The organism is Ruegeria sp. CDSA034 (genome assembly GCF_059612275.1).
Genome location: NZ_JBXWQH010000002.1, coordinates 222,783 through 244,678 on the forward strand (window position 1 = coordinate 222,783; position 21,896 = coordinate 244,678).

General features: G+C 57.9%; 21 protein-coding genes. 8 read left to right on the plus strand and 13 right to left on the minus strand.

Annotated elements, in window-relative coordinates; translation table 11 throughout:
• Positions 1-245 precede the first annotated feature (245 nt).
• Positions 246-596 (plus strand): hypothetical protein, encoded by a 351-nt coding sequence (locus tag AC2FLJ_RS05015; RefSeq protein WP_058275672.1) that lies wholly within the window; start codon positions 246-248, stop codon positions 594-596.
• Positions 597-601: 5 nt separating this feature from the next.
• Here AC2FLJ_RS05015 and AC2FLJ_RS05020 read toward each other — a convergent pair whose 3' ends face one another.
• Both AC2FLJ_RS05020 and proS read right to left on the minus strand, forming a co-directional pair.
• Complete coding sequence (locus tag AC2FLJ_RS05020) at positions 602-1,495, minus strand: glycosyltransferase family 2 protein (protein ID WP_282168856.1); 894 nt, start codon at positions 1,493-1,495, stop codon at positions 602-604.
• Positions 1,479-2,819, minus strand: coding sequence for a proline--tRNA ligase (proS, locus tag AC2FLJ_RS05025; protein ID WP_058276849.1), 1,341 nt, complete (start codon positions 2,817-2,819; stop codon positions 1,479-1,481). Before proS ends, AC2FLJ_RS05020 begins: the two co-directional genes overlap by 17 nt.
• Positions 2,820-2,987: 168 nt before the next feature.
• On the opposite strand from proS, the gene AC2FLJ_RS05030 reads away from it, so the two are divergent.
• The 5 genes from AC2FLJ_RS05030 to AC2FLJ_RS05050 all read left to right on the plus strand — a co-directional run bounded on the left by AC2FLJ_RS05030 (position 2,988) and on the right by AC2FLJ_RS05050 (position 8,775).
• Complete coding sequence (locus tag AC2FLJ_RS05030; RefSeq protein ID WP_496704654.1) at positions 2,988-4,352, plus strand: FAD-dependent oxidoreductase; 1,365 nt, start codon at positions 2,988-2,990, stop codon at positions 4,350-4,352.
• Positions 4,352-5,326 carry an isopenicillin N synthase family dioxygenase gene (locus AC2FLJ_RS05035; protein ID WP_496704656.1) on the plus strand — a complete coding sequence of 325 codons (975 nt, stop codon included), beginning with the start codon at positions 4,352-4,354 and terminating at the stop codon, positions 5,324-5,326. The genes AC2FLJ_RS05030 and AC2FLJ_RS05035 overlap by 1 nt, the downstream gene beginning before the upstream one ends.
• A gap of 90 nt (positions 5,327-5,416) precedes the next feature.
• Positions 5,417-6,490, plus strand: a complete 1,074-nt coding sequence (locus AC2FLJ_RS05040) for an AI-2E family transporter (RefSeq protein ID WP_496695976.1) — start codon at positions 5,417-5,419, stop codon at positions 6,488-6,490.
• A 1-nt stretch (position 6,491) separates the two neighbouring features.
• Positions 6,492-7,181, plus strand: coding sequence for an HdaA/DnaA family protein (locus AC2FLJ_RS05045; RefSeq protein ID WP_496695978.1), 690 nt, complete (start codon positions 6,492-6,494; stop codon positions 7,179-7,181).
• A 49-nt stretch (positions 7,182-7,230) separates the two neighbouring features.
• Entirely contained in the window at positions 7,231-8,775 is a 1,545-nt protein-coding gene (locus tag AC2FLJ_RS05050; RefSeq protein WP_496704658.1) for a Ppx/GppA family phosphatase, read from the plus strand.
• 3 nt (positions 8,776-8,778) lie between these two features.
• Here AC2FLJ_RS05050 and AC2FLJ_RS05055 read toward each other — a convergent pair whose 3' ends face one another.
• From AC2FLJ_RS05055 to scpA, 6 genes are all read right to left on the minus strand, one after another.
• Positions 8,779-9,114 (minus strand): hypothetical protein, encoded by a 336-nt coding sequence (locus AC2FLJ_RS05055; RefSeq protein WP_496704660.1) that lies wholly within the window; start codon positions 9,112-9,114, stop codon positions 8,779-8,781.
• Positions 9,115-9,190: 76 nt separating this feature from the next.
• On the minus strand, positions 9,191-10,186 hold the full coding sequence (locus AC2FLJ_RS05060) for an endonuclease/exonuclease/phosphatase family protein (protein ID WP_496704662.1): 996 nt from the start codon (positions 10,184-10,186) through the stop codon (positions 9,191-9,193).
• Between the two features lie 3 nt (positions 10,187-10,189).
• Complete coding sequence (locus AC2FLJ_RS05065) at positions 10,190-10,870, minus strand: molecular chaperone DjiA (RefSeq protein ID WP_058275662.1); 681 nt, start codon at positions 10,868-10,870, stop codon at positions 10,190-10,192.
• A gap of 9 nt (positions 10,871-10,879) precedes the next feature.
• A complete protein-coding gene (locus AC2FLJ_RS05070) occupies positions 10,880-11,404 on the minus strand; it encodes a GNAT family N-acetyltransferase (protein WP_496704664.1) in 525 nt (174 codons plus the stop codon).
• Positions 11,401-12,003, minus strand: coding sequence for a VOC family protein (locus tag AC2FLJ_RS05075; RefSeq protein ID WP_496704666.1), 603 nt, complete (start codon positions 12,001-12,003; stop codon positions 11,401-11,403). The genes AC2FLJ_RS05070 and AC2FLJ_RS05075 overlap by 4 nt, the downstream gene beginning before the upstream one ends.
• Before the next feature lie 104 nt (positions 12,004-12,107).
• Entirely contained in the window at positions 12,108-14,234 is a 2,127-nt protein-coding gene (gene scpA / locus AC2FLJ_RS05080) for a methylmalonyl-CoA mutase (RefSeq protein ID WP_282168864.1), read from the minus strand.
• 168 nt (positions 14,235-14,402) lie between these two features.
• Here scpA and AC2FLJ_RS05085 point away from each other — a divergent pair, with 168 nt between their 5' ends.
• Complete coding sequence (locus tag AC2FLJ_RS05085) at positions 14,403-14,849, plus strand: DUF4174 domain-containing protein (protein ID WP_058275658.1); 447 nt, start codon at positions 14,403-14,405, stop codon at positions 14,847-14,849.
• 76 nt (positions 14,850-14,925) lie between these two features.
• On the opposite strand, the gene AC2FLJ_RS05090 is transcribed toward AC2FLJ_RS05085, so the two are convergent.
• Both AC2FLJ_RS05090 and AC2FLJ_RS05095 read right to left on the minus strand, forming a co-directional pair.
• Positions 14,926-16,971, minus strand: coding sequence for an ATP-binding protein (locus tag AC2FLJ_RS05090; protein ID WP_496704669.1), 2,046 nt, complete (start codon positions 16,969-16,971; stop codon positions 14,926-14,928).
• A gap of 117 nt (positions 16,972-17,088) precedes the next feature.
• Entirely contained in the window at positions 17,089-17,292 is a 204-nt protein-coding gene (locus AC2FLJ_RS05095; RefSeq protein ID WP_058275656.1) for a hypothetical protein, read from the minus strand.
• 650 nt (positions 17,293-17,942) lie between these two features.
• Here AC2FLJ_RS05095 and AC2FLJ_RS05100 point away from each other — a divergent pair.
• Positions 17,943-19,100: a DcaP family trimeric outer membrane transporter gene (locus AC2FLJ_RS05100; RefSeq protein WP_496695994.1), complete on the plus strand. Its 1,158-nt coding sequence runs from the start codon at positions 17,943-17,945 to the stop codon at positions 19,098-19,100.
• 86 nt (positions 19,101-19,186) lie between these two features.
• Here the strand turns inward: AC2FLJ_RS05100 and AC2FLJ_RS05105 are convergent, their stop codons facing one another.
• The 3 genes from AC2FLJ_RS05105 to AC2FLJ_RS05115 form a co-directional block, all read right to left on the minus strand.
• Positions 19,187-19,540 carry a hypothetical protein gene (locus tag AC2FLJ_RS05105; protein WP_058276835.1) on the minus strand — a complete coding sequence of 118 codons (354 nt, stop codon included), beginning with the start codon at positions 19,538-19,540 and terminating at the stop codon, positions 19,187-19,189.
• A gap of 136 nt (positions 19,541-19,676) precedes the next feature.
• Positions 19,677-20,162 carry a DUF6497 family protein gene (locus tag AC2FLJ_RS05110; protein ID WP_282168867.1) on the minus strand — a complete coding sequence of 162 codons (486 nt, stop codon included), beginning with the start codon at positions 20,160-20,162 and terminating at the stop codon, positions 19,677-19,679.
• Between the two features lie 110 nt (positions 20,163-20,272).
• The gene (locus AC2FLJ_RS05115) at positions 20,273-21,805 is read right to left on the minus strand and encodes an acyl-CoA carboxylase subunit beta (RefSeq protein WP_496695998.1); all 1,533 of its coding nucleotides are present in this window, start codon (positions 21,803-21,805) and stop codon (positions 20,273-20,275) included.
• Positions 21,806-21,896: the final 91 nt, after the last annotated feature.

Consider the following 21,896-nt stretch of genomic DNA (forward strand, 5'->3'; position numbering starts at 1 on the left):
GCCACGGGTCGAACGGTCACACGAATTTAAGGAGATCGTCCGCCACCAAAATATACCCCCGGTTGTGACGCTCTTCACAGACAGCCCGGTATTGTTTCAGGTATGAAGTCAATGTGAGCATGGCGAGGCAAACTGAACTCAAAATGCAACATTTGAAACGCAACTTTATTTCGCGTTTTGCTTATTTTTGGAAACTTTGTCACCCTGATTGTGGGGGAATACATTTTTTAGAGCGGGGGTCGCTCATGAGTATTCGAATTGAAACTGAACAACCGGACGCATTTTCGGTCCGACAAACATCAACAGAACTGGATTGTGAATCCGCAGTTCTACTGCGAGCAACGATCCTTCCGATCTTTGCCAGCGCGGCAAGCTGGGCTGGTCTGACCGACATCCTGAACGACAAGGGGTATCGCCTGGTCTTCCGGGATGGACGGATGTGCCTAACCGATCAAACTACCGGAGACCGGATTTGCGGTCTGCGCTTTCTGGGCCTTGAGTTCAGGGATTTGGTGCGACGGCTGGGCCGTCCAGTCGTTGTCGCACGGGGCCATGAGGCAGACGGAGATGTTCTGACCGCCCGACCGACAGCCTGACGCGCCTAAAAGCTGCGCCAGAACTGAACGGATCGGCGTGTCGTCTTCCACAGACTATGGCGCGCGGCGGCTTTGATGGCATCCGACGTGCCGGGCTTTAACAAGCGCTCAAGGATCAGGGCCGCGGGCATGTGACCGCGTCGGTAATATCGAGCGAAATCGGACTGTGTTAGGCCATCGGCCGACCTGTACCCGCTGTAGTAATTCATCCAGACACGGGCGTAGTCTTCCGCTGTTGCGGCATCGTCGCTCGTAGCGCCCCTGCCCCAGAACATGGATATCGGGTCGTCAATGCGCTCGCCCTGATACCCTTCGGTCAAAAGGCGTAACATCAGATCGTAATCGGCCGCGACGCTAAATTGAGTGTCATGTCCGCCCAGCGCCAAAAACACATCCCGCTTCAGCAACACAGAGTTATGACAGAACGGCATCCGCTGCAGAATCGCTGTCAGCGACATCCGTTTCTCTCGGCTTTCCGACCCATCCTCGAACCGGCGCAGGGTCGAGCCGAACAGGAAATCCGGCTGTGTCGCTTCAAGCCGATCAGCGGCGATGTTCAAAATGTCGTCGGATGCCAGCGAGTCATCCGAGTTCAGGAACAACAGATATTCCCCTCGCGCGGCCTGCGCCCCCTTGTTCATCGCGTCATACAAACCGGTATCCGGTTCGCTAATCAGCCGAGTGCGAGCTGCGTCCGCAGTCAGGTCCTGTAGAACCTCGACCGTACCATCGGTCGAGGCCCCATCCTGAACGATATGCTCAGCCCGGTCGCAATTCTGACGCGCCATGCACTCAATCACCTCGCGAAAACTGTCCTGCCGTCCTTGCGATAGCAGGTCATAGGTCGCGGTGATGACCGAGATTAGCGGCGCGTCTGAGGTATCAGGCGATGCGCTCATAGATCTCGGCGATCTTGGTGACGGCGGCTTCGGGGGACATCTCCTCGCTTTCGCCTGTACGGCGACAGGTCAGTTCAACTACTCCGTTTTTCAGCCCGCGCGGGCCAACGGTGATACGCCAGGGCAGACCGATCAGGTCCATAGTGGCGAACTTGCCCCCTGCCCGTTCCTTACGGTCATCATACAACGGGTCGAGGCCCAGCGCAGTCAGCGCGCCGTAGATCTTGTTACAGGCGGCGTCGGCCTCGTCATCACCCTGTTTCAGGTTGACGATACCGCAATGGAACGGAGTCACGCCTTCGGGCCAGATGATGCCCTTGTCGTCATGGCTGGCCTCGATGATCGCGCCGATCAGGCGGCTGACGCCGATACCGTGGCTGCCCATGTGAACAGGAACCGGCTTTCCATCGGGGCCTTGAACAGTTGCGCCCATGGCTTCGGAATACTTGGTGCCGAAGTAGAAGATCTGACCAACCTCGATCCCGCGCGCCACACGGCGACGCTCTTCGGGGACCTGATTGAACAGCGCCTCGTCATGGGTTTCATCCGTGCGCGCGTATTTCGAGGTGAACTCCTCGAGAATGGCCTGACACTGCTCGTGACTGTCATAGTCGATCTGACGATCACCAAAGGTCAGATCGGTGACTGCACTGTCATAGAACACCTCAGATTCACCGGTATCGGCCAGAACGAGGAACTCGTGCGTGTTGTCGCCACCGATAGGGCCGGAATCGGCACGCATCGGTATGGCTTGCAGACCCATGCGCTCATAGGTGCGCAGATATGTGACCAGATGGCGGTTATAGGCGTGCAGCGAGTCTTCTTTGGTCAGGTCGAAATTGTACCCGTCCTTCATATAGAACTCACGTCCGCGCATTACGCCGAAACGGGGGCGGATTTCGTCGCGGAACTTCCACTGGATTTGGTACAGCGTCAGCGGCAAGTCTTTGTAGCTACTCACATGACCGCGGAAGATGTCGGTGACCAGTTCTTCGGCAGTCGGTGTGAACAGCATATCCCGGTCATGCCGGTCTTTCATGCGCAGCATTTCCTGACCGTAGTCATCATACCGCCCGGATTCGCGCCACAGGTCCGCCGACTGGATGATGGGCATCTGGATCGCGATGTGGCCAGCGCGTGCCTGCTCTTCATGGATGATGTTTTCCAGCTTACGCAGCACTTTGAAACCCAGCGGCAACCATGAATAAATTCCGGCAGCAGCTTGCTTGATCATCCCGGCGCGCAGCATCAGCCGGTGGCTGACGATCTGGGCCTCGGAGGGGTTTTCCTTGAGAACGGGCAGAAAGTAACGGCTGAGGCGCATTGGTGAACCTTTGAAGGTGAATTTGGACTTCAAAGTTGCTTATGCCAAAGCCCCGCCGGGGGCAATCATGCATTGGTTAATTTGCGACCTCGGGCCAGTCGGTTTTTTGATTGACCCGCCAGTCAGGGTTTTCAATTGTGACTGAAGTACCAATTCCAGGGGGCACCCATGCAAACCATTCAGGAACCCGCGCGTCAAATACCGGTTGTTCATCAGACAGACGTACTTGTGATCGGGTCAGGACCGGCAGGGCTAGCCGCCGCGCTGGCCGCCGCTCGGGCCGGGGTCGAGGTTTCGCTGGTCGACCGCTTCGGCTGCATGGGTGGCAACATCACCGCCGTGGGCGTTGAGGGCTTCGCCTGGTATCGCCATGAACAGACGGTCGAAGCTGGTGGAATCGGCATGGAGTTCGAGACCCGCGCCAAGGACATGGGCGCCGCGGTGCCCGAAAGCCAGTCGCTGAGCTATGAGTTGGACAGCGAAGGTTTTAAGCTGGTGGCCGACAAGCTGGTTGAAGAGGCAGGCGTTCATCCGATGCTGCACCGGCAATTCGTCGCTCCGATCATGGAGGGAGACCGGATCACAGGCATCGTCACCGAATCCAAAGCTGGGCGTGAAGCAATCCTGGCCAAGGTGGTGATCGACGCCACCGGCGACGCCGATGTAGCCCACCGCGCAGGCGCGCCAACCCACAAAACCGCCCGCGAAGACATGATGGCAGCCTCGGTCATGTTCCATCTGGCCGGTGTCGACAAGCGCGCGTTCATGGAAGGTGTCAAAGCCGATCCGCAGACCTACAAGGATTGGGGCGGCGGCGGCGAGTGGAACATCGAAACTTCGGGCAAAGAAGACGACATGTTTTCCCCCTTCGTGCACAAGCCGTTCCAGCAGGCCATCGATCAGGGCCTGATCCCGCCGCATCTGAACACCATCGCGGGCACATGGGGTGCAATGCACGACACGGGTGAGCTGACCTATATGAACCTCATCCATCTGGGCGAAATCGACGGGACCGACCCCGACAGTCTGACAAAGGGCGAGATTGAAGGCCGCCGCCAATCCATGCTGGCAATCGAGGCGCTTCGTCGCTTTATGCCGGGGTGTGAGAACGCGCGGCTGCGCAATTTTGGGATGACCATCGGCATTCGCGACACGCGGAAGATCGACGCGGTCTATAACATGACTGAAGATGACGCCCGCCATCAGGGCCGGTTTGAGGACACGATCGGCATCTACCCTGAATTCATTGATGGCTATGGCATCCTCATCCTTCCGACTACCGGGCGATATATGCAAGTTCCCTATCGCTCGATGCTGCCCAAAGGCGTCAAAGGCCTCCTGGTTGCAGGCCGCTCGCATGGTGCGGACAAAGTTGCCCACGCTGCAACCCGCAACATGGCTTGCTGCGCGGTCATGGGTCAGGGTGCAGGAATTGCCGCAGCCATGTCGCTGAAAAGCAATCAGGGTCTGCGCGACATGAACCTCGCCCCAGTTCACGCCGAGCTGGATCGGCAAGGCGTGAGGATTCACTGATGCAATCAATCCCGACGATCGACATCTCTCCACTGAAAGACACGGCCCATCCGGACCATGACGCAACCGTTCAGCGGATATTGGACGCCTGCACCGACATCGGCTTTCTCTCCATCACAGGCACTGGGGTTTCGCCTGACACCGTTGATCAGGTCCGCGTCAAGACGCGCGCGATCTTTGACATCGATGAACAGAGCAAGTGGGATCAGGCGATCACCCGCGACAACTATCGCGGATATATCCCCATGGGTTTCTTCACGCCCAATGATGGCTCGGGCAAAGCGGACAAATACGAAGGTTACAAGCTTCATTTCGAAGTTTCCGAGGACCACCCGGTTCGCGATGACTGTGCCCTTTATGGACCGAACCTTTGGCCAGCGGAGGTACCGGGCGCGCAGGATGTGATATTGGAGTATTGGTCGCAACTGGACCACGTGGCCGAACTGCTGCTGGGCGCGCTTGAAATCGGTCTGGCTCTGAAGCCCAACGTCCTGAAAGCGGCCTTTGCCACCCCCATGACAAACATGACGCTGTTGCACTATCCGCCGCAGGCCCCGGATCAGGAAGGCTTTGGCATTCATCCGCACAAGGACACGGATGCCCTGACCATCATTGCCCCCGACCCCGTCGGCGGGCTTGAGGTGCAGACCCGCAATGGCGGATGGATCACCCCGGATTGCCCTCCCGGCGGCTTTGTCGTGAATATCGGCGATATGCTTGAGCTTTGGTCCGGCGGACAGCTTAAATCCACTCCGCATCGGGTGGTCAATAAATCTGGCAAAGAACGCTATTCCTTCCCTTACTTCGCAGTTCCGCGTCATGACGTGGTCGTTGAACCGCTACTGCCGCCCCTGCCCGGCTTTGATCGACCATCTGTTCATTGCGGACATTGGTCCGCCGAAATCTGGCGCACCAACTGGCCCGATGAAAATGCCACCGTCGATACACCCGAGCTTGGGACGCTCAGCTCATAATCCTTGGAAATCTCCATGGCATGAACCGCTTGCATCACGTGGCCGCTTACGCCAAGAACACCAGTAAGAGCCAAAAACAAGGGGACGAGCATGGCCTTGCCGGTAAAGGATCAACTCAGGTACTGGGGCGTCGCGGCTGTCATTTTTGTGCTTTGCCTATGGGCACTTGGCGACGTTTTGCTGCCGTTCGTGATTGGCGGTGCGATTGCCTACTTCCTTGATCCGCTCGCAGATCGTCTGGAAAATGTGGGCCTGTCGCGCATGGCGGCTACTGCGATAATAACGGTTGTCGGTATTTTGGGCTTTGCTCTGGCGATCCTGATGGTCGTTCCCGCGCTGATTACCCAGTTGATCGAATTGGTCGAGGTTATGCCAAGCCTGTTCCAACAGCTGCGCAGTTTCATCGAACAACAGTTCCCGTCCCTTCTGGACCGCGAATCCAACTCGCATCAATTCCTTGTCTCTTTGGGCGAAACGCTGAAGTCCAAAACAGGCGATGTATTGCAATCCGTAGCAGCCTCATTGGGTTCGGCGATCAACGTCGTAGTTCTGTTGGTCATTGTTCCGGTTGTGGCCGTCTACATGCTGCTGGACTGGGACCGCATGATCGCCCGGATCGGGGATCTGCTGCCCCGCGATCACGCCCCCACGATCAAACGCCTGGCCGGTGAAATTGACGCCGTCCTGGCCTCATTCGTGCGCGGCATGGGCACGGTCTGCCTGATCCTTGGCACCTATTACGCCGTGGCACTGATGGCGGTCGGCCTGCAGTTCGGACTGATCGTCGGTTTCATCGCGGGTCTGGTCACATTCATTCCCTACCTCGGCGCGCTTATCGGCGGCACGCTGGCCATCGGTCTGGCGCTGTTCCAGTTCTGGGGGGATTGGGCGCATATCGGTCTGGTTGCCGGGATCTTTGCGCTGGGCCAGGTAACCGAAGGCAATTTCCTGACGCCAAAGCTGGTAGGTAGCTCAGTGGGTTTGCACCCAGTGTGGTTGCTACTGGCTCTGTCAGTTTTCGGTGCCTTGTTCGGCTTTGTCGGGATGCTGATCGCGGTGCCCGTTGCCGCGGCGCTGGGAGTGCTGGCGCGGTATGCAACATCGGTCTATTTGGGCAGCCGCCTGTATACCGGCCTCGAAAGCGCGGATCAGGAAGACCTGTAAGATGGCCCTTCAGCTAAGCTTTGATCTTCCGGCGAAAACTGCGCTGGGGCGTGAGGATTTTTTCGTCTCTCCCGCGAATGCACTTGCGGTTGCCATGATCTCGGCCACGTCCTGGCCGGGCAACAAACTGGTTCTGAGCGGCTCTGCGGGTGCAGGTAAAACCCATCTGGCACAAGTCTGGGCGGCCGAAACCGGTGGTCGGATCATTCAGGCCGTGGATGTGCGTCACGAAGACGTGCCGGATCTGGCACGCGCGCCTGTCGCGGTTGAAGACGTCCCGATGATCGCGGACGACTTAGAACAACAGAAAACACTGTTTCACCTGCACAATCTTGTGTTGGCCGAAGGCAACGCCCTTCTTATGACTGGCCGGCTGGCCCCTAATTTCTGGCAACTTCCGTTGCCCGATCTCCAAAGCCGGATCGAGGGTGCGCATCACGTAGCGCTTGACCCGCCGGATGACGCATTGCTGGGCGCGGTTCTGGCCAAGCTATTCGTGGATCGGCAGTTGAACCCCAGCCCCGAGGTTATCGCCTATCTGGTCAAACATATGGACCGGCGCTTTGAAACTGCCGCCAGTGTGGTGGCGCAACTGGACCAGCTTGCGCTATCGGAAAAGCGCGACATTACCCGCGCCTTGGCGGTGCGTGTTTTGAGCGCAGATTTGGATGATATCCAATCTGGGAATTGACCCACGCCGGGTCATCTCGCATTCTGCACGCGGAATATCTGGAAGAGACATGGATCAGACTGTCGTTACCGAAATCCCTGACTGGGGTCCGTTCGGAAAGCCCCTCTTTGATGACCCCCAAGCCCGAGCTCTGTCACGCGTGGGCGTGGTTGACGTCGGATCAAACTCAGTCCGGATGGTGATCTTTGACGGTGCAGCGCGCTCACCGGCCTATTTCTACAATGAAAAAGTGATGTGCGAGCTGGGCGCGGGCCTGTCAGACACAGGGCGGCTCAATCCAACGGGTCGCCAGCGCGCTCTGGCCGCTTTGGGCCGGTTTGCCCAACTCTCCGATGACCTTGGCCTGCCCGGCCTGCATGTCGTCGCCACCGCAGCCGTACGCGAGGCCGAGGATGGCCCCGAGTTTTGTGCCGAGGTCAAAGCCGAAACCGGCCTGACCGTATCGGTCATCAACGGCGATGAGGAAGCTCGCCTTTCCGCGCAGGGTGTCCTGCTTGGGTGGCCCGGCGCATATGGCCTGATCTGTGACATCGGCGGGTCCTCAATGGAATTGGCCGAGATCGGAGACGGCGGTGTCGGTCGGCGTCTGACCTCGGCGCTGGGGCCGCTGAAACTGCGGGACATCAAAGGTGGGCGGCGTGCGCGCAAGGCGCACATCAAGGCCACGATGGAGGATCTGCGCGATCAGATGGGGCCGCAACGCGATCGCCTGTTCCTTGTGGGCGGAAGCTGGCGAGCATTTGCGCGTCTGGACATGCTGCGCCGGGGTTATCCCCTGAACGTGCTGCATGAATATCGCATGACCACCAAGCAGGTGCGCGAGACCATTAAATTCATCGAAAAAGGTGACCCGGAAAAGCTGCGCGGCAAAGCCGGTGTGTCGGGATCACGGATGGCACTGATCCCCTATGCGATGGATGTGCTGGCACGCTTGATCCGCACGTTCAAACCCAAAGATATCGCCATTTCCAGCTATGGTATCCGCGAGGGTCTGCTTTACGAGCAGATGTCACAAAACCTCCGGGACCGCGATCCGTTGATCGAGGCGAGCCGTTTTTCCGAAGCCAAGGACGCCCGCCTGCCCGGTTTCGGAAAACATCTGCTCGATTTCGTGATGCCGCTGTTCAAATCAGCCCCACCCGCGCGTATCCGCCTGATAAAGGCCGCCTGTCTATTGCACGACGTAAGCTGGCGCGCACATCCTGACTATCGCGCCGAGGTCTGTTTCGACTACGTCACACGTGCCAATCTGGGCGGCTTGAAGCACTCGGAGCGAGTTTATATCGGGCTGGCCCTGCAGCACCGGTATCGCAACAAACGCGAGGGCAACCGGTTCACCGCATTGTACGAACTCCTAGACGAGAAAGACCAGAAACAGGCCGAGATCTTGGGTAAGGCTATGCGGTTTGGTGCCATGCTGTGGATGCAGAACGATGCGCCGATGGCGACCTTGAAGTTTTACCCCAAGAAGCAACAGCTGGACCTGTTTCTGCCAACTGCAGCACGCCCCCTGTTCAACGAAGTGGCCGAGGCGCGGCTAAAATCACTCGGGAACGCTTTGAAATCCGAAACCCGCGTCATCATCCGGGGCTAGATATCAAATCTCGGTTTCGCCCTCGGGCGGGCCTTCAGGGATCTCTGGCTGTATCTCTGGGTCCTGCGGCGGCTTTTTGCGGATAATTATATCGCCGTTAGGCAGGATCTCGGGTGCTTCATAGGCGCTCCAATCCTCAATCTCATCTGCCAGCTCGGCCAAGGCGGGCCCCATTTCCGCAATAAATGACTGCATTGCAGGGCCAAACTGTTCAGCGAGTCCCAGCAGTTCATCCAATGCAGGCTCCATCTCCTGGCGCAAGCCTTCAAAGAACAGCTCTGCCCCCTGCTCCATCAGGGATTTGTTCCCCTCTTCCTCGGCAGAAGCCGGAAGGGCCATAGTGACGGTCAACGCGCAGATTGGAATGAAACGTCTCATATCCAAAATATAGGGCAACTAAAAGTCGGTTGGAAGGTCACAGCTCGATATCCAGAGTGACAGGGAAATGGTCAGACGCGGTTAGCAACCCTTCATGTAGATCCATCGCATCACGGCAAGCCGGATCGCGAAACGGATGCCATATGCGCCAGTCCGGGCGACGATCCTTTAACCCATCGCTGATCATAATATAGTCCAGCAACGCCTCAAGATACCCGCGATCTTGGGGCCGATAAAAGCGCGCGGTCGACGGGCGTTCACCCGGTTCTGACCCGAAGGCCGTATCCGCGTGGGGGTCAAACACCCCCGATTGCAGCAGGATTTCAACCGATGAGCGACCAAACAAGTTTTCGAATTCGTCCAGCCCCGGACCATCGTTCAGATCGCCCATTAAGATCACCTGTTCATCAGCCGCCAGATGCGCCTTGATCCGCCTGCCCAGCCAGATCGCCTGAGCCAGCTGTTTTCGGCGATTGGCGATCGAGATGCGGATCGCCGCATCGCGGGTTTCCGCCCCATGAGGCGCCTTTGACTTCAGATGCGCGCCAATAAGACGGAACCGTTCGCCTGCCTTGGTTTCAACTGCCAATTCCATAGGCGGCTTGGAAAACTGCACCTGATCCTCGGTTGCGTCGATATCGAGGTCGATGTGAAACACCTGGTCGAAACGCGGAGCCCGTTGCCCTCCGTCTTTTGGATCATGTCGCACCGTCAGAACGCGCGGGTCATACAACAAAGCCAGTTCTTGATGTGTATCGTTGGCAAATCCCATCACGGCTTCGCTGGTGCGCAGATCGAAAGCCTCGGCAAAGTTTTGTAGCGCGCGGACCGTGTTCTGAGATTTCCCTGTGTTTGGTGCTTCGACAACCAGCACAGCATCCGCATCGATCGCCGTCAAAACTTTGGCGATAGCCTCGATCTGCTCCGCTTTGGTGACATCATGGCGACCTGACCAACTGTCATCGGCGATCAGTTCGTCATGACGATCAAACAGATTGGCGAACCACTCGATGTTATAAGTCGCGAGGCGCATGCCTCAGGCCTGCGCGCCGTTGATTTCGTCCCAGGCGCGGTTGATGTCGATCATCTTCTTTTCAGCCAGACGTACGGCCTCTTCGGGAACTCCACGTGCCAACATCGCATCGGGATGTGTTTCGCGCACAAGTTGCCGCCAGACCTTACGAATATCCGGTAACGGCATGTCCCGTGGCACCCCAAGAACCGTGTAAGGATCATTGGGCGCATCAGGCACAAAACGGGCACGCAAGGCCATGAACTGCGCATCGGTCTGGCCGAAAATATGGCTGACCTCTTCCAGAAACTCGTTTTCGTTGGGGTGATAGAACCCGTCCGCCATTGCGATGTGGAACAACCCCTCCATCAAATCGCACAGTGTGGTGCTATCCTCGGAAAACATGCGCGCGATCTTGCGGGCATAATCCTGATAGCCCGCAACATCCGTGCGGGCCATGTTGAACACGCGTGCCGCGCCTTCCTCGTCATCACGCGCGATCTGGAATACGTCGCGGAAAGCGGTGACCTCATCTCGCGTCACCTGCCCATCCGCCTTGGCCATTTTCGCACCCAAGGCGATCACAGCGATGGTGAAGGCCACCGACCGTTCGGGCGGCGAGCGCAGCTTTTCAAAGACTGCGGTAAGGCTTTCACCCTGGGCAAGCGCGCTTAGCGCATCGGATATACGGATCCAGATCGACATGAGCGCACCCTAGCGTCCCAAATCGGGACTGTCAGGTGCAACCAAACCGTCTGCGGCAAGAATTTTCTGCATCAGCACAAGGTCCAGACGTTTCCCCCACTTGAACCCAACCTCGGGCATGCGCCCGACCTCGACAAAGCCCACGGCCGCGTGAAATGAAACTGCCCCCGGATTTGCCGAAGAAATCCCCGCCACCAGTGCATGAGTTCCCTCTGCCCGGGCGGCGGCCTCAAGCGCCCGCATCAAAACGCGCCCCGTACCTTGTTCACGCGCATCAGTGGCCAGTTGGATCGTTAGCTCTCGGCACTGCGCGTATCCCGGACCGGATCGAAACGGACCATAGGTGGCAAACCCAAGAATCTGATCATCCTGTTCAGCTACAAGATAAGCCAGACCGCGCGCTTCGATGTCACGCGCAATGCTGTCCACACTGCGTTCGTCGGTTGTGAATGTTACCAGCGTGTCGCGGATGATTGCGTTGGTGATCGCAGCTATCTCTTTGGCATCCGCAGCTTTGGCTTGTCTAATTTTCATTCCAAAACGCGTTTCCCGTGCGGTGTTTCGAACTCTGCCCGCAATGCGACCGGGCCTGTGTCGAAAACCACAGCGTCCATTTCGCCTAGCAGCTTGGCTAGCTCCAGCGCGTCCGGGTGAAAAACCACCAATCGACGCAAACGGCAGCCGCTATCCTGCAGCATATTTGCCGGATGCAAATCTCCGTGCCACTGAATAAGCGCCGGGAACAGATTGTCGAAGGGCAGACGCCCGTTTGGCGGAACCGCCATTTGCCAGCGTAACGCCCCGCGGGCCAGGTCGATCGGGTGGCCCACCCCATCCGGAAACACGGTCAACGAGGCTGAAATGTCCGGCACCCGGCATATCCAGTTGGTAAGGCGCGGCGCGCCCTTGAACCGGTCCAGATCGAACCATCTGGTTCTTTGCGGATTCGGTGCCTGTGGGTCAATCGCGATGGCCTCAAGATACAAGCCGTCTCGCAATCCTAACAGGCGGTTATATGTGCCAAACCTTTCATGCTTGCCGCCGTCCTGCAGCGGTACTCCCAATGCCTGTTCGACATGGGCAGACGCTTCTTCGAGCGTTTCGCCCGCAACCGCCAGATGATCCAGTAACACGCAGCGCCTCCTATGAAAAACGACCAAACCCTATCGGATCTGGTCGCATGTTTTCCTTAAAGGCGGTGGATCACAAGATTTTTCGACGAAAATCTTTGAAAGCCTCAGCCTTTCGCTTCACCGATCAGGCGCAGAATGTCCTGAGCGGCTTCGGGGATGTTGGTGCCCGGGCCAAAGATCGCTTTGACGCCGTGATCATAGAGGAATTGATAATCCTGCTGCGGGATCACCCCGCCGCAGATAACAAGAATATCCTCGGCACCGGCTTTCTTCAGCTCTTCTACTAGCTGCGGTGCCAGTGTTTTGTGCCCCGCTGCCTGCGACGAAATACCGATGACGTGCACGTCGTTGTCCACGGCGTCCTGCGCAGCCTCTGCCGGGGTTTGGAACAGCGGACCTACATCTACGTCAAACCCGATATCCGCAAAGGCGGTTGCGATCACCTTGGCACCGCGGTCATGCCCGTCTTGCCCCATCTTGACCACAAGCAGGCGTGGACGGCGGCCTTCGGCCTCGGCAAATTCTTCGATGGATTTCTGGATCGCGGCAAAGCCTTCGTCGCCTTCGTAGGCTGCGCCATAGACACCGGCCAGCGTTTTCACTTCGGCGCGGTGGCGACCGAATTCTTTTTCCATTGCCATGCTGATCTCTCCTACGGATGCACGGGCGCGGGCGGCCTCAACGGCAGCAGCCAGCAGGTTTCCACCCTCGCGGGCGGTCTTGGTCAGAGCATCCAGTGCCGTTTGACAGGCGGCTTCGTCACGGGTTGCACGGATACGTTCCAATCGCGCGACCTGAGCTTCGCGCACGGCCACATTGTCGACGTCCAGAATGTCGATCGGGTCTTCCTGTTCCTTGCGGTACTTGTTGACGCCGACGATCACCTCGTCACCCCGGTCAATCATGGCCTGACGGCGGGCGGCGCTTTCCTCGATCCGCAGCTTGGGCATACCGCTGGCAACGGCCTTGGTCATACCGCCCATTTCCTCGACCTCTTCCATCAGAGCCCAGGCTTTTTCGATCAACTCGTTGGTCAGGCTTTCGATGTAATACGAACCGGCCAGCGGATCGACCACATCGGTCACGCCGGTTTCCTCTTGCAGAACCAGCTGCGTATTCCGCGCGATACGGGCCGAGAAGTCGGTCGGCAGCGCAATCGCCTCGTCCAACGCGTTGGTGTGCAACGACTGGGTGCCGCCCAGAACCGCGCTCATCGCTTCATAGGCGGTACGGATCACGTTGTTATAGGGATCCTGTTCCTGCAAAGACACGCCGGACGTCTGACAGTGGGTGCGCAGCATCCTGGACCGCTCGGATTTCGCGCCAAAATCGGTCATCACCCGGTGCCACAGCGTACGGGCGGCGCGCAGTTTGGCGATCTCCATGAAGAAGTTCATGCCGATGGCAAAGAAGAACGACAGACGGCCTGCGAACTTGTCCACGTCCATCCCGGCCTGTGTCGCTGCTCGGACGTATTCACGCCCGTCGGCCAGCGTATAGGCCAGTTCCTGCACCAGGTTCGCCCCGGCCTCTTGCATGTGATAGCCCGAGATCGAGATCGAGTTGAATTTCGGCATCTCGTTCGATGTGAATTCAATGATGTCCGAGATGATCTTCATCGAAGGCTCAGGCGGGTAAATATAGGTGTTTCGGACCATGAACTCTTTCAGAATGTCATTCTGAATGGTGCCGGACAGGACGGATTTGTCATGCCCCTGCTCTTCGCCTGCAACAATGAAACTTGCCAGGATCGGGATCACCGCGCCGTTCATGGTCATCGAGACCGAGACCTTATCCAACGGAATACCGTCGAACAGGATCTTCATGTCCTCGACGCTGTCGATTGCCACACCGGCCTTGCCCACGTCACCGACAACGCGCGGATGGTCACTGTCATAGCCGCGGTGCGTCGCCAGATCGAAAGCGACCGACACACCCTGCTGACCGGCCGCCAGATTGCGGCGATAGAACGCGTTTGATTCTTCGGCGGTCGAGAAGCCTGCATATTGGCGGATCGTCCAAGGGCGGCCCGCATACATGGTCGCCTTCACACCGCGCGTAAAAGGACCGAACCCAGGCAGCGACCCCATATGCGGCAGCTCAGCGGTGTCTTCCTGCGTGTAAAGAGGTTTGACGTCGATACCTTCCAAAGTCTCTTTGGTCAGGTCGTCCAACGGGCGTCCGCGCAGCTCTTTCTCGGCCAGCGCCTGCCAGTCTTTCGTATCGGTCATTGTGTATTCCTTTTCTCAATTCGGGTCGCGAACAGGCTTGGCCTGCGCGTTTTAACGTTCGGTGCCGCGCGTCGCGGCAGGTGTAAACGCGATATTTTGAAGCCTGCGTGCATTTCGCCGGTCGCATTCACCGGCGCAGAGGCTATATTCAAACGAACAGGAGGCCCTATGACACGAACGCTTGCCCTTGTTTTCTCGGCACTATTCCCGCTGGTCGCGATGGCGGCAGATGGGTCTGCGCCCGCCGATGAAGATTTTGTCCGCCCCGCTGGTGATAGCGAGCTGAGCGAATACTTATGGGTCAACCGGCCCATCGTCGTCTTTGCCGATACCCCAGCCGACCCGCGTTTCCGGCAGCAAATCGACATGCTTCTGGAAGGCGAAGAAGCCATGCGCGACCGGGATGTGGTCGTGCTGACCGATACCGATCCGTCTGCCCGTTCTCCGATCCGGTCACAATTGCGCCCGCGCGGCTTCCAGATGGTGTTCGTCGACAAGGACGGCGTGGTTAAACTGCGCAAACCCTCGCCGTGGAGCACACGTGAAATCGGCCGTTCCATCGACAAAACACCCCTGCGCGAACGCGAAATCCGCGAACGACGCGAGGGCGGCTGAGCGCTTTCGCCACGCCCAAAGCTCCCGGCGCGAATCGCCGGGAAATCATGGAGATATGGTGAAAACGCGATCATGATCACTCGAACTCTATGATCACGTCGTCCACGGCGAGGTTGTCGCCGGGGCCTGCGTTGACTTTGGACACGACACCCTTCTTCTCGGCGCGCAGGATGTTTTCCATCTTCATCGCCTCAACAGTGCACAGTGCCTGACCTTCCTGCACTTCCTGCCCCACTTCGACATCGATCTTCACGATCAGGCCGGGCATCGGGCACAGCAGCATTTTCGAAGTATCCGGCGGCAGCTTTTCGGGCATCATACGGGCCAGTTCGGCCTGACGCGTCGTACGGACATGGACTTTGAGGTCTGCACCCCGGTTGCGAATACGGAACCCGCCCGAGATTTTTCCGACCTTCAAAACCAGCGGGCTGCCATCGACGTCCAGCACCGCCAAATGATCGCCCGGCGTCCAGTCCGAAGTGACCCGCACGGTATTACCGTCCGAGAACGTCACGGTGGACCCATCGCGATCCGCATCAATCTCAACCGCATATTCCTGCCCTTGCAGTGTGACGACCCAATCAGAGCCGACCTTGCGTTCGTGATTGTCCATCCGGCCAGAAACGCGGGTGCGGCGAATCTCGGCCACGCGGTGCATCGCGGCGCAGGACGCGGCTATGCGGCGCAAGTCGGCCTCGGGCAGTTCAACGCCTTCGAACCCGTCGGGATATTCCTCGGCGATAAAGGCTGTGGTCATGTCACCGCTGACGAATTTCGGATGGTCCATCACAGCCGACAGGAATGGCAAGTTGTGGCCAATGCCTTCGACCTCGAAACTGTCCAGCGCCACGCGCATCGCCTCGATCGCCTGTTCCCGCGTCGGAGCCCAGGTGCACAGTTTGGCGATCATCGGGTCATAGTACATGCTGATCTCGCCGCCTTCGTAGACGCCGGTGTCGTTGCGCACGGCGGCTTCACCTTCGGGCGCTTCACCTTGCCATTTATCGTTCACCAACAGCGGACCAGAGGCAATCTCTTGCGGCGGACGATAGCGGGTCAGACGACCAATCGACGGCAGGAAGCCACGATACGGATCTTCGGCATACAGGCGGTTTTCGATGGCCCAGCCGGTCAGGGTCACGTCGTCCTGTGTGATCGACAGCTTTTCACCTGCTGCGACGCGGATCATCTGCTCAACCAGATCGACTCCGGTGATCAGTTCGGTGACCGGGTGTTCCACCTGCAGACGCGTGTTCATTTCCAGGAAGTAGAAATTCTTTTCGCCATCGACGATGAATTCAACCGTACCGGCGCTGGCATAGTCTACGGCCTTGGCCAGTGCCACGGCCTGTTCGCCCATCGCCTTACGGGTCGCTTCGTCCAGGAAAGGTGACGGTGCTTCTTCGACCACTTTCTGGTTCCGACGCTGGATCGAGCATTCACGCTCGCCCAGATAGATGCCGTTACCGTGACTGTCGCATAGAACCTGAATCTCGATGTGACGCGGCTGGGTCACGAATTTTTCAATAAAGATACGGTCATCACCGAACGAGTTTGCCGCCTCGTTCTTGGACGACTGGAACCCCTCGCGCGCTTCCTCGTCATTCCACGCGATCCGCATGCCCTTGCCGCCGCCGCCGGCACTGGCCTTGATCATGACCGGATAGCCGACTTCGTTGGAAATCTTGACGGCCTCTTCTGCGTCTTCGATCAGCCCCATGTAACCGGGAACAGTGGAAACACCGGCTTCTTGCGCGATCTTCTTCGAGGTGATCTTGTCGCCCATGCTTTCGATTGCCCGAACCGGTGGACCAACAAATGCAACGCCTTCAGCCTCAAGCGCCTCGGCGAATTTCGAGTTTTCCGACAGGAAGCCATAACCAGGATGCACCGCCTGGGCCCCACTCTGGCGAATGGCATCCATGACCTTGTCGATCACGATATAGGACTGGTTCGCAGGCGGCGGGCCGATATGCACCGATTCATCCGCCATCGACACATGCAAGGCGTTCTTGTCTGCATCCGAATAGATGGCAACGGTGCCGATACCCATCTTGCGGGCTGTCTTGATGACCCGGCAGGCGATCTCGCCCCGGTTGGCGATCAGGATCTTGTTAAACATGGAACGTCCTTTGTCTTGATGTTCTGAGAACGCAAAACGCCGCCGCAGGGAACGTTCCCCACGGCGGCGTGATGCGCGATTACGGTCGGGGCGACGCGCGCCCCGAAAAACCCGGTATTACCTACAGTTGTTTTGTGTCTTGCAGTACAGGACGTTGCCCGCCGCGCCGACAACCGCGCCGAACAGCGGATCGGCGCTGACAACAGCCGCCCCGACGGCGCCTGCGCCACCGCCAAGCAGCGCCTGTTCGCCCGTCGTGTCACCACAGGCGGCAAGGCCTGCGCAGGTCGCCATTGCAAGAACGAGTTTCGAGATTCGCATGATATCTGCCCCTTTGGAATTCTTGATGCGTTCCGGGGCAGATGTCCGATTTCGACCTTGTTATTCAATAACAGGCCGTCCTGAACAGAGTTTTGCGCAGATTTGTGCCGCTTTACGCTTGGATATTGCGCAAAGAAAAACGCGGGCAGGACTTTGTGAACATCACAAGCCTGCCCGCGGAAGGAAGGGGTACGGAATAGTAGGTGCTTGTGCGACGCAGGCAAAGTAGAGCCGCACGGCTTGGTCAGGTTGCTTGGCACAATCAAATGCGTAAACAAAGTATTGTTTCCGGTCAGGATTCCGGCTGGAAATCGCCCATTGGGCGAATGCGCGCGCAGAATCGCGCCGAGATCGGATGCAGTTTTTGGGGGGAAACGCGAGGCCAATGCCGTCACGTTGCTGTTACTTTTCCTCAGCAATTGGTCTGTTTCTGCGCCTGCAACATCACGGGTTGCGAAAAAGGGCGCTTGAATTTGTCTTTTCAAACGCAAAGGGTTAACCGATCTGTTCACCTTAGGGTGAAAACGGCCCGATAATTTTGCACGTTTCCTTGAGAAACTAGGAGATTCCCATCCCGTTCTCGTGATTTCCCTCAAGTTCTCTTGCGTGGAACGGTACCCCTGCACACTCGCACACAAGGAAATATCCACATGATTGCAAAGAGAAAAACGGCGTTGCTGCTTGCCGTGTCCGCGCTTGGCATGTCCGGCGCGGCTGCTTTCGCCCAAGACGCCCAGACGCAAACGGAACTTGATGCCCTGCGTGCCCGCGTCGAAGCCCTCGAGGCCGCAAATCCCGGCGCTGGCACTGGCGATCTTCGAATCGGAAACACCACTCTTGATGTTTATGGGTACGTTAAGGCTGATTTCTTCTACGACACGGACTTTGAACTGGGCGATCTTGCTGATGCGACCCGAATAGGCGAGCCAGCAAACGCGACCAGCGGCACCTTTGGGGCTACCGTGCGCCAATCGCGCATCGGGCTTCGGACCAATACGCCGTCTGCCATCGGCGATATTGCGGGCCAGCTGGAACTGGACCTGTTTTCCGGCGGGACGGATGGGCCTGCTGAATTGCGCCTGCGCCACGCCAATATCCGTATTGGTGACAACTGGTTGATCGGTCAATTCTGGACCAACTTCCAGCCGTTGGACACCTATCCCACGACAGTCGAATTCAACGGCCCCGTTGGCATTCCTTTCGCCCGCGTCCCTCAGGTGCGCTATACGAACACGCTGGGCTCGAACACAACCTTTGCGGTGGCGATCGAGGAAAACGTTGGCGGGTCGGATTCGAATGATCCCGTCCTGACCGGATCCATCGAATACAACAACGGTACCTACCTGGCCCGAGCCTCGGCTTTGTATGGTAAGGCCCAATCCAGCGCGGTCGAAGTGGATCAGACCGGCTATACCCTCTCGGCTGGCATCCGGCCCTGGCAAGGCGGTCTGTTTCAGGTCAACTATGTCGACGGCGAGGCTTTGGGCCCCTACCTGATCGCTGCCGGTGACGCCATCGTCAACGGACAGGCCAACGACGTGGATGGATTTACCGTGGAATTCCGCCAGGAACTGAGCCCCAAATGGAACGTCGGCATCGCCTATGGGCAAGAGAATTACGACCTGCCGACCTCGACCGGGACCTTGTCCTTTACCGAAATTGAAACGATCCACGTGAACGCCTTTTACAAAGCGACAGACAATCTGACGCTTAGCGCCGAATACTTCTATGGTGAGCGGAACGATGCACCGACCGGACGCACCTTTGACAGCAACCGAATTCAATTGGCGGCGCAACTGAACTTCTGACCACACATACCGACCCTGCCCCGACACGGGCAGGGTTTTTGGCCTGGAAGGCCTCACCGCGTTATGGGCGACAGCGGTTGGCACGATCAGCGCACCCCGTCAAAAATTTCGGGGAAGGAAATCCGGCCCACATTCGGATCAATGACCAAAAGCGCGTCGTAACTAGCTGGATCAAAAGGATCTTCGGCCGGAATGACTTCGCGTTCGAAGAGCCAGCAAAGACGGCCAGCATCCAAATTGCCCCTCTCAAACGGTTGGTCGCCAAAATGCGCCCACAGGGCTTCCATAAAAGCCGCATCCGCGCGCTTGTCCGCGGGTTTACGATCTCGAAACCGCTCGCGGCGGGTCAGGGGCGTCACGCCTTTGGGATTGGCCCGACGAATAATGAACTGAAAGTCAGTTCCCGGCAGGCGCCCGGGAAATCCGCGATGTTTCAGCATGGTTCCACCTCAGTTGCACAAGGGGTCATGGGGATCAGATATTCACATCCGTCACAGGATGATGTCATGGTGCGCACCTCCAAAGCCGCGTAGCTGTTCAGAAATGCCCTGACGGGATGAATAGCGCGATTCATGGTCAAAGCCCCTCCCAGATACACCGGGACTGTTCCAGCCGGTAGGCTTCAAAGAACTGCGTGGCATCAGGGGATGTACGGCCGAATTCGATGGGCCGGTCAGACAGGGAAATGACCACCCGGGCAGCGTCCAGTTCGTATTTAGCCACATAAGTAACCGCAAGCGTCTGGCACAGATGTTCCATGTCGACCGAGGCGATATCGTACCCGATCCGGCCAATGTCCGAACCGATCTTGGGCGCAATAAAGCGAAACCGCACCCAAAGCTCACCGGGGTTATTGTCCAGCAGAACGTCGCTCAGGTGCACTGGCTGTCCGGACGGGACCGGCAACAGGTTTTCGGAATCAGCCAGAACGGGGACCGCAAAAACCGACAGTACAACAGCTAAAGCGCGATCCCGGACCCGCCACAGGCGAGCTCCTCTCTCCGGGATCGCGCGCGCCTGGCTTTCGGCCCGCGCTGTTCTATGTCTGATTGGGCAACTCATTAGCAGTTGTGGCCTCAAAGTCAATTTTGCACCCAAGTAATCTGCCCTGACCGTTTGTCCGAGACGCTGTCCAAACCGTTTTGGCCGGGCAGATTTCCTTGCACATCCCCTCAAAGAGGGATGTTGTCGTGCTTTTTCCACGGGTTTTTCACGTGCTTGTTCCGCAAGCTGGCAAAGGCCCGCGAAACGCGACGGCGGGTCGATTGAGGCATGATCACCTCATCGATAAAGCCACGCTCGGCCGCGACAAACGGGTTCGCAAACCTGTCCTCATAATCCTGCGTGTGCTGCACAATTTTCTCGGCATCGCCCAGATCGGCACGGTGAATGATCTCGGTCGCGCCCTTTGCGCCCATCACCGCGATTTCGGCTGTAGGCCAGGCATAGTTGAAGTCACCGCGCAGGTGCTTGGACGCCATAACATCATAGGCACCACCATAAGCCTTACGGGTGATGACGGTAACTTTTGGCACCGTGGCTTCACCGTAGGCAAACAACAGCTTGGCGCCGTGCTTGATCACTCCGCCATATTCCTGCGACGTCCCCGGCAGGAATCCAGGTACATCCACCAGCGTCAGGATCGGAATTTCGAAGCAATCGCAGAACCGCACAAACCGCGCGGCCTTGCGCGAGCTGTCGATGTCCAAACAACCGGCCAGGATCATCGGCTGATTGGCTACAACGCCCACTGTCTGCCCTTCAAGCCGGATGAACCCTGTGATGATGTTTTTAGCAAAATCCTCCTGAATTTCGTAGAAATCACCCTCATCCGCCACTTTGGTGATGAGTTCCTTCATGTCGTACGGCGTATTAGGGTTGTCGGGGATCAATGTATCCAGCGAGGTTTCCAGACGGTCGGGTTCGTCAAAGAACGGGCGCACTGGCGGCTTTTCGCGGTTGTTGAGCGGCAGGAAATCAACCAAACGGCGCACCTCGGCCAATGCTTCGACGTCGTTCTCAAACGCTCCGTCAGCAACCGAGGATTTCTTGGTATGGGTCGACGCCCCACCCAGCTCCTCGGCGGTAACGACTTCGTTTGTGACCGTCTTGACCACGTCGGGGCCGGTCACAAACATGTACGAGGTGTCTTTGACCATGAAGATAAAGTCGGTCATCGCCGGGCTGTAGACTGCGCCACCAGCACAGGGCCCCATGATCACGCTGATCTGCGGAACCACGCCTGACGCCATGATGTTGCGCTGGAACACCTCGGCATAACCAGCCAGCGACGCCACGCCTTCCTGAATTCGCGCCCCGCCCGAGTCGTTAATGCCAATCACCGGTGCACCGTTCTGAACGGCCATATCCATGATCTTGCAGATCTTCTGAGCATGGGTTTCCGAAAGCGAGCCGCCAAAGACCGTAAAGTCCTGGCTGAACACATAAACCATGCGACCATTGATAGTACCCCAGCCAGTAACGACACCGTCACCCGCTGGCCTTTGCTTCTCCATCCCGAAATCGGCGCACCGATGGCTGACAAACATGTCAAATTCTTCAAAGCTGCCTTCATCCAGCAACAGTTCGACCCGTTCCCGCGCAGTCAGTTTGCCGCGCGAGTGCTGTGCGTCGATGCGCTTTTGTCCACCACCCAGCCGCGCGTTGTCGCGACGGTCTTCAAGTTCGGAAAGGATGTCTTTCATAACGATGATCCCCTGTAAAATCTGGCCGGACACTATACGCAGATGCCGCGAGACCAAAGTATCTTTCGGCAAATTTGCAAATCTTATCCAA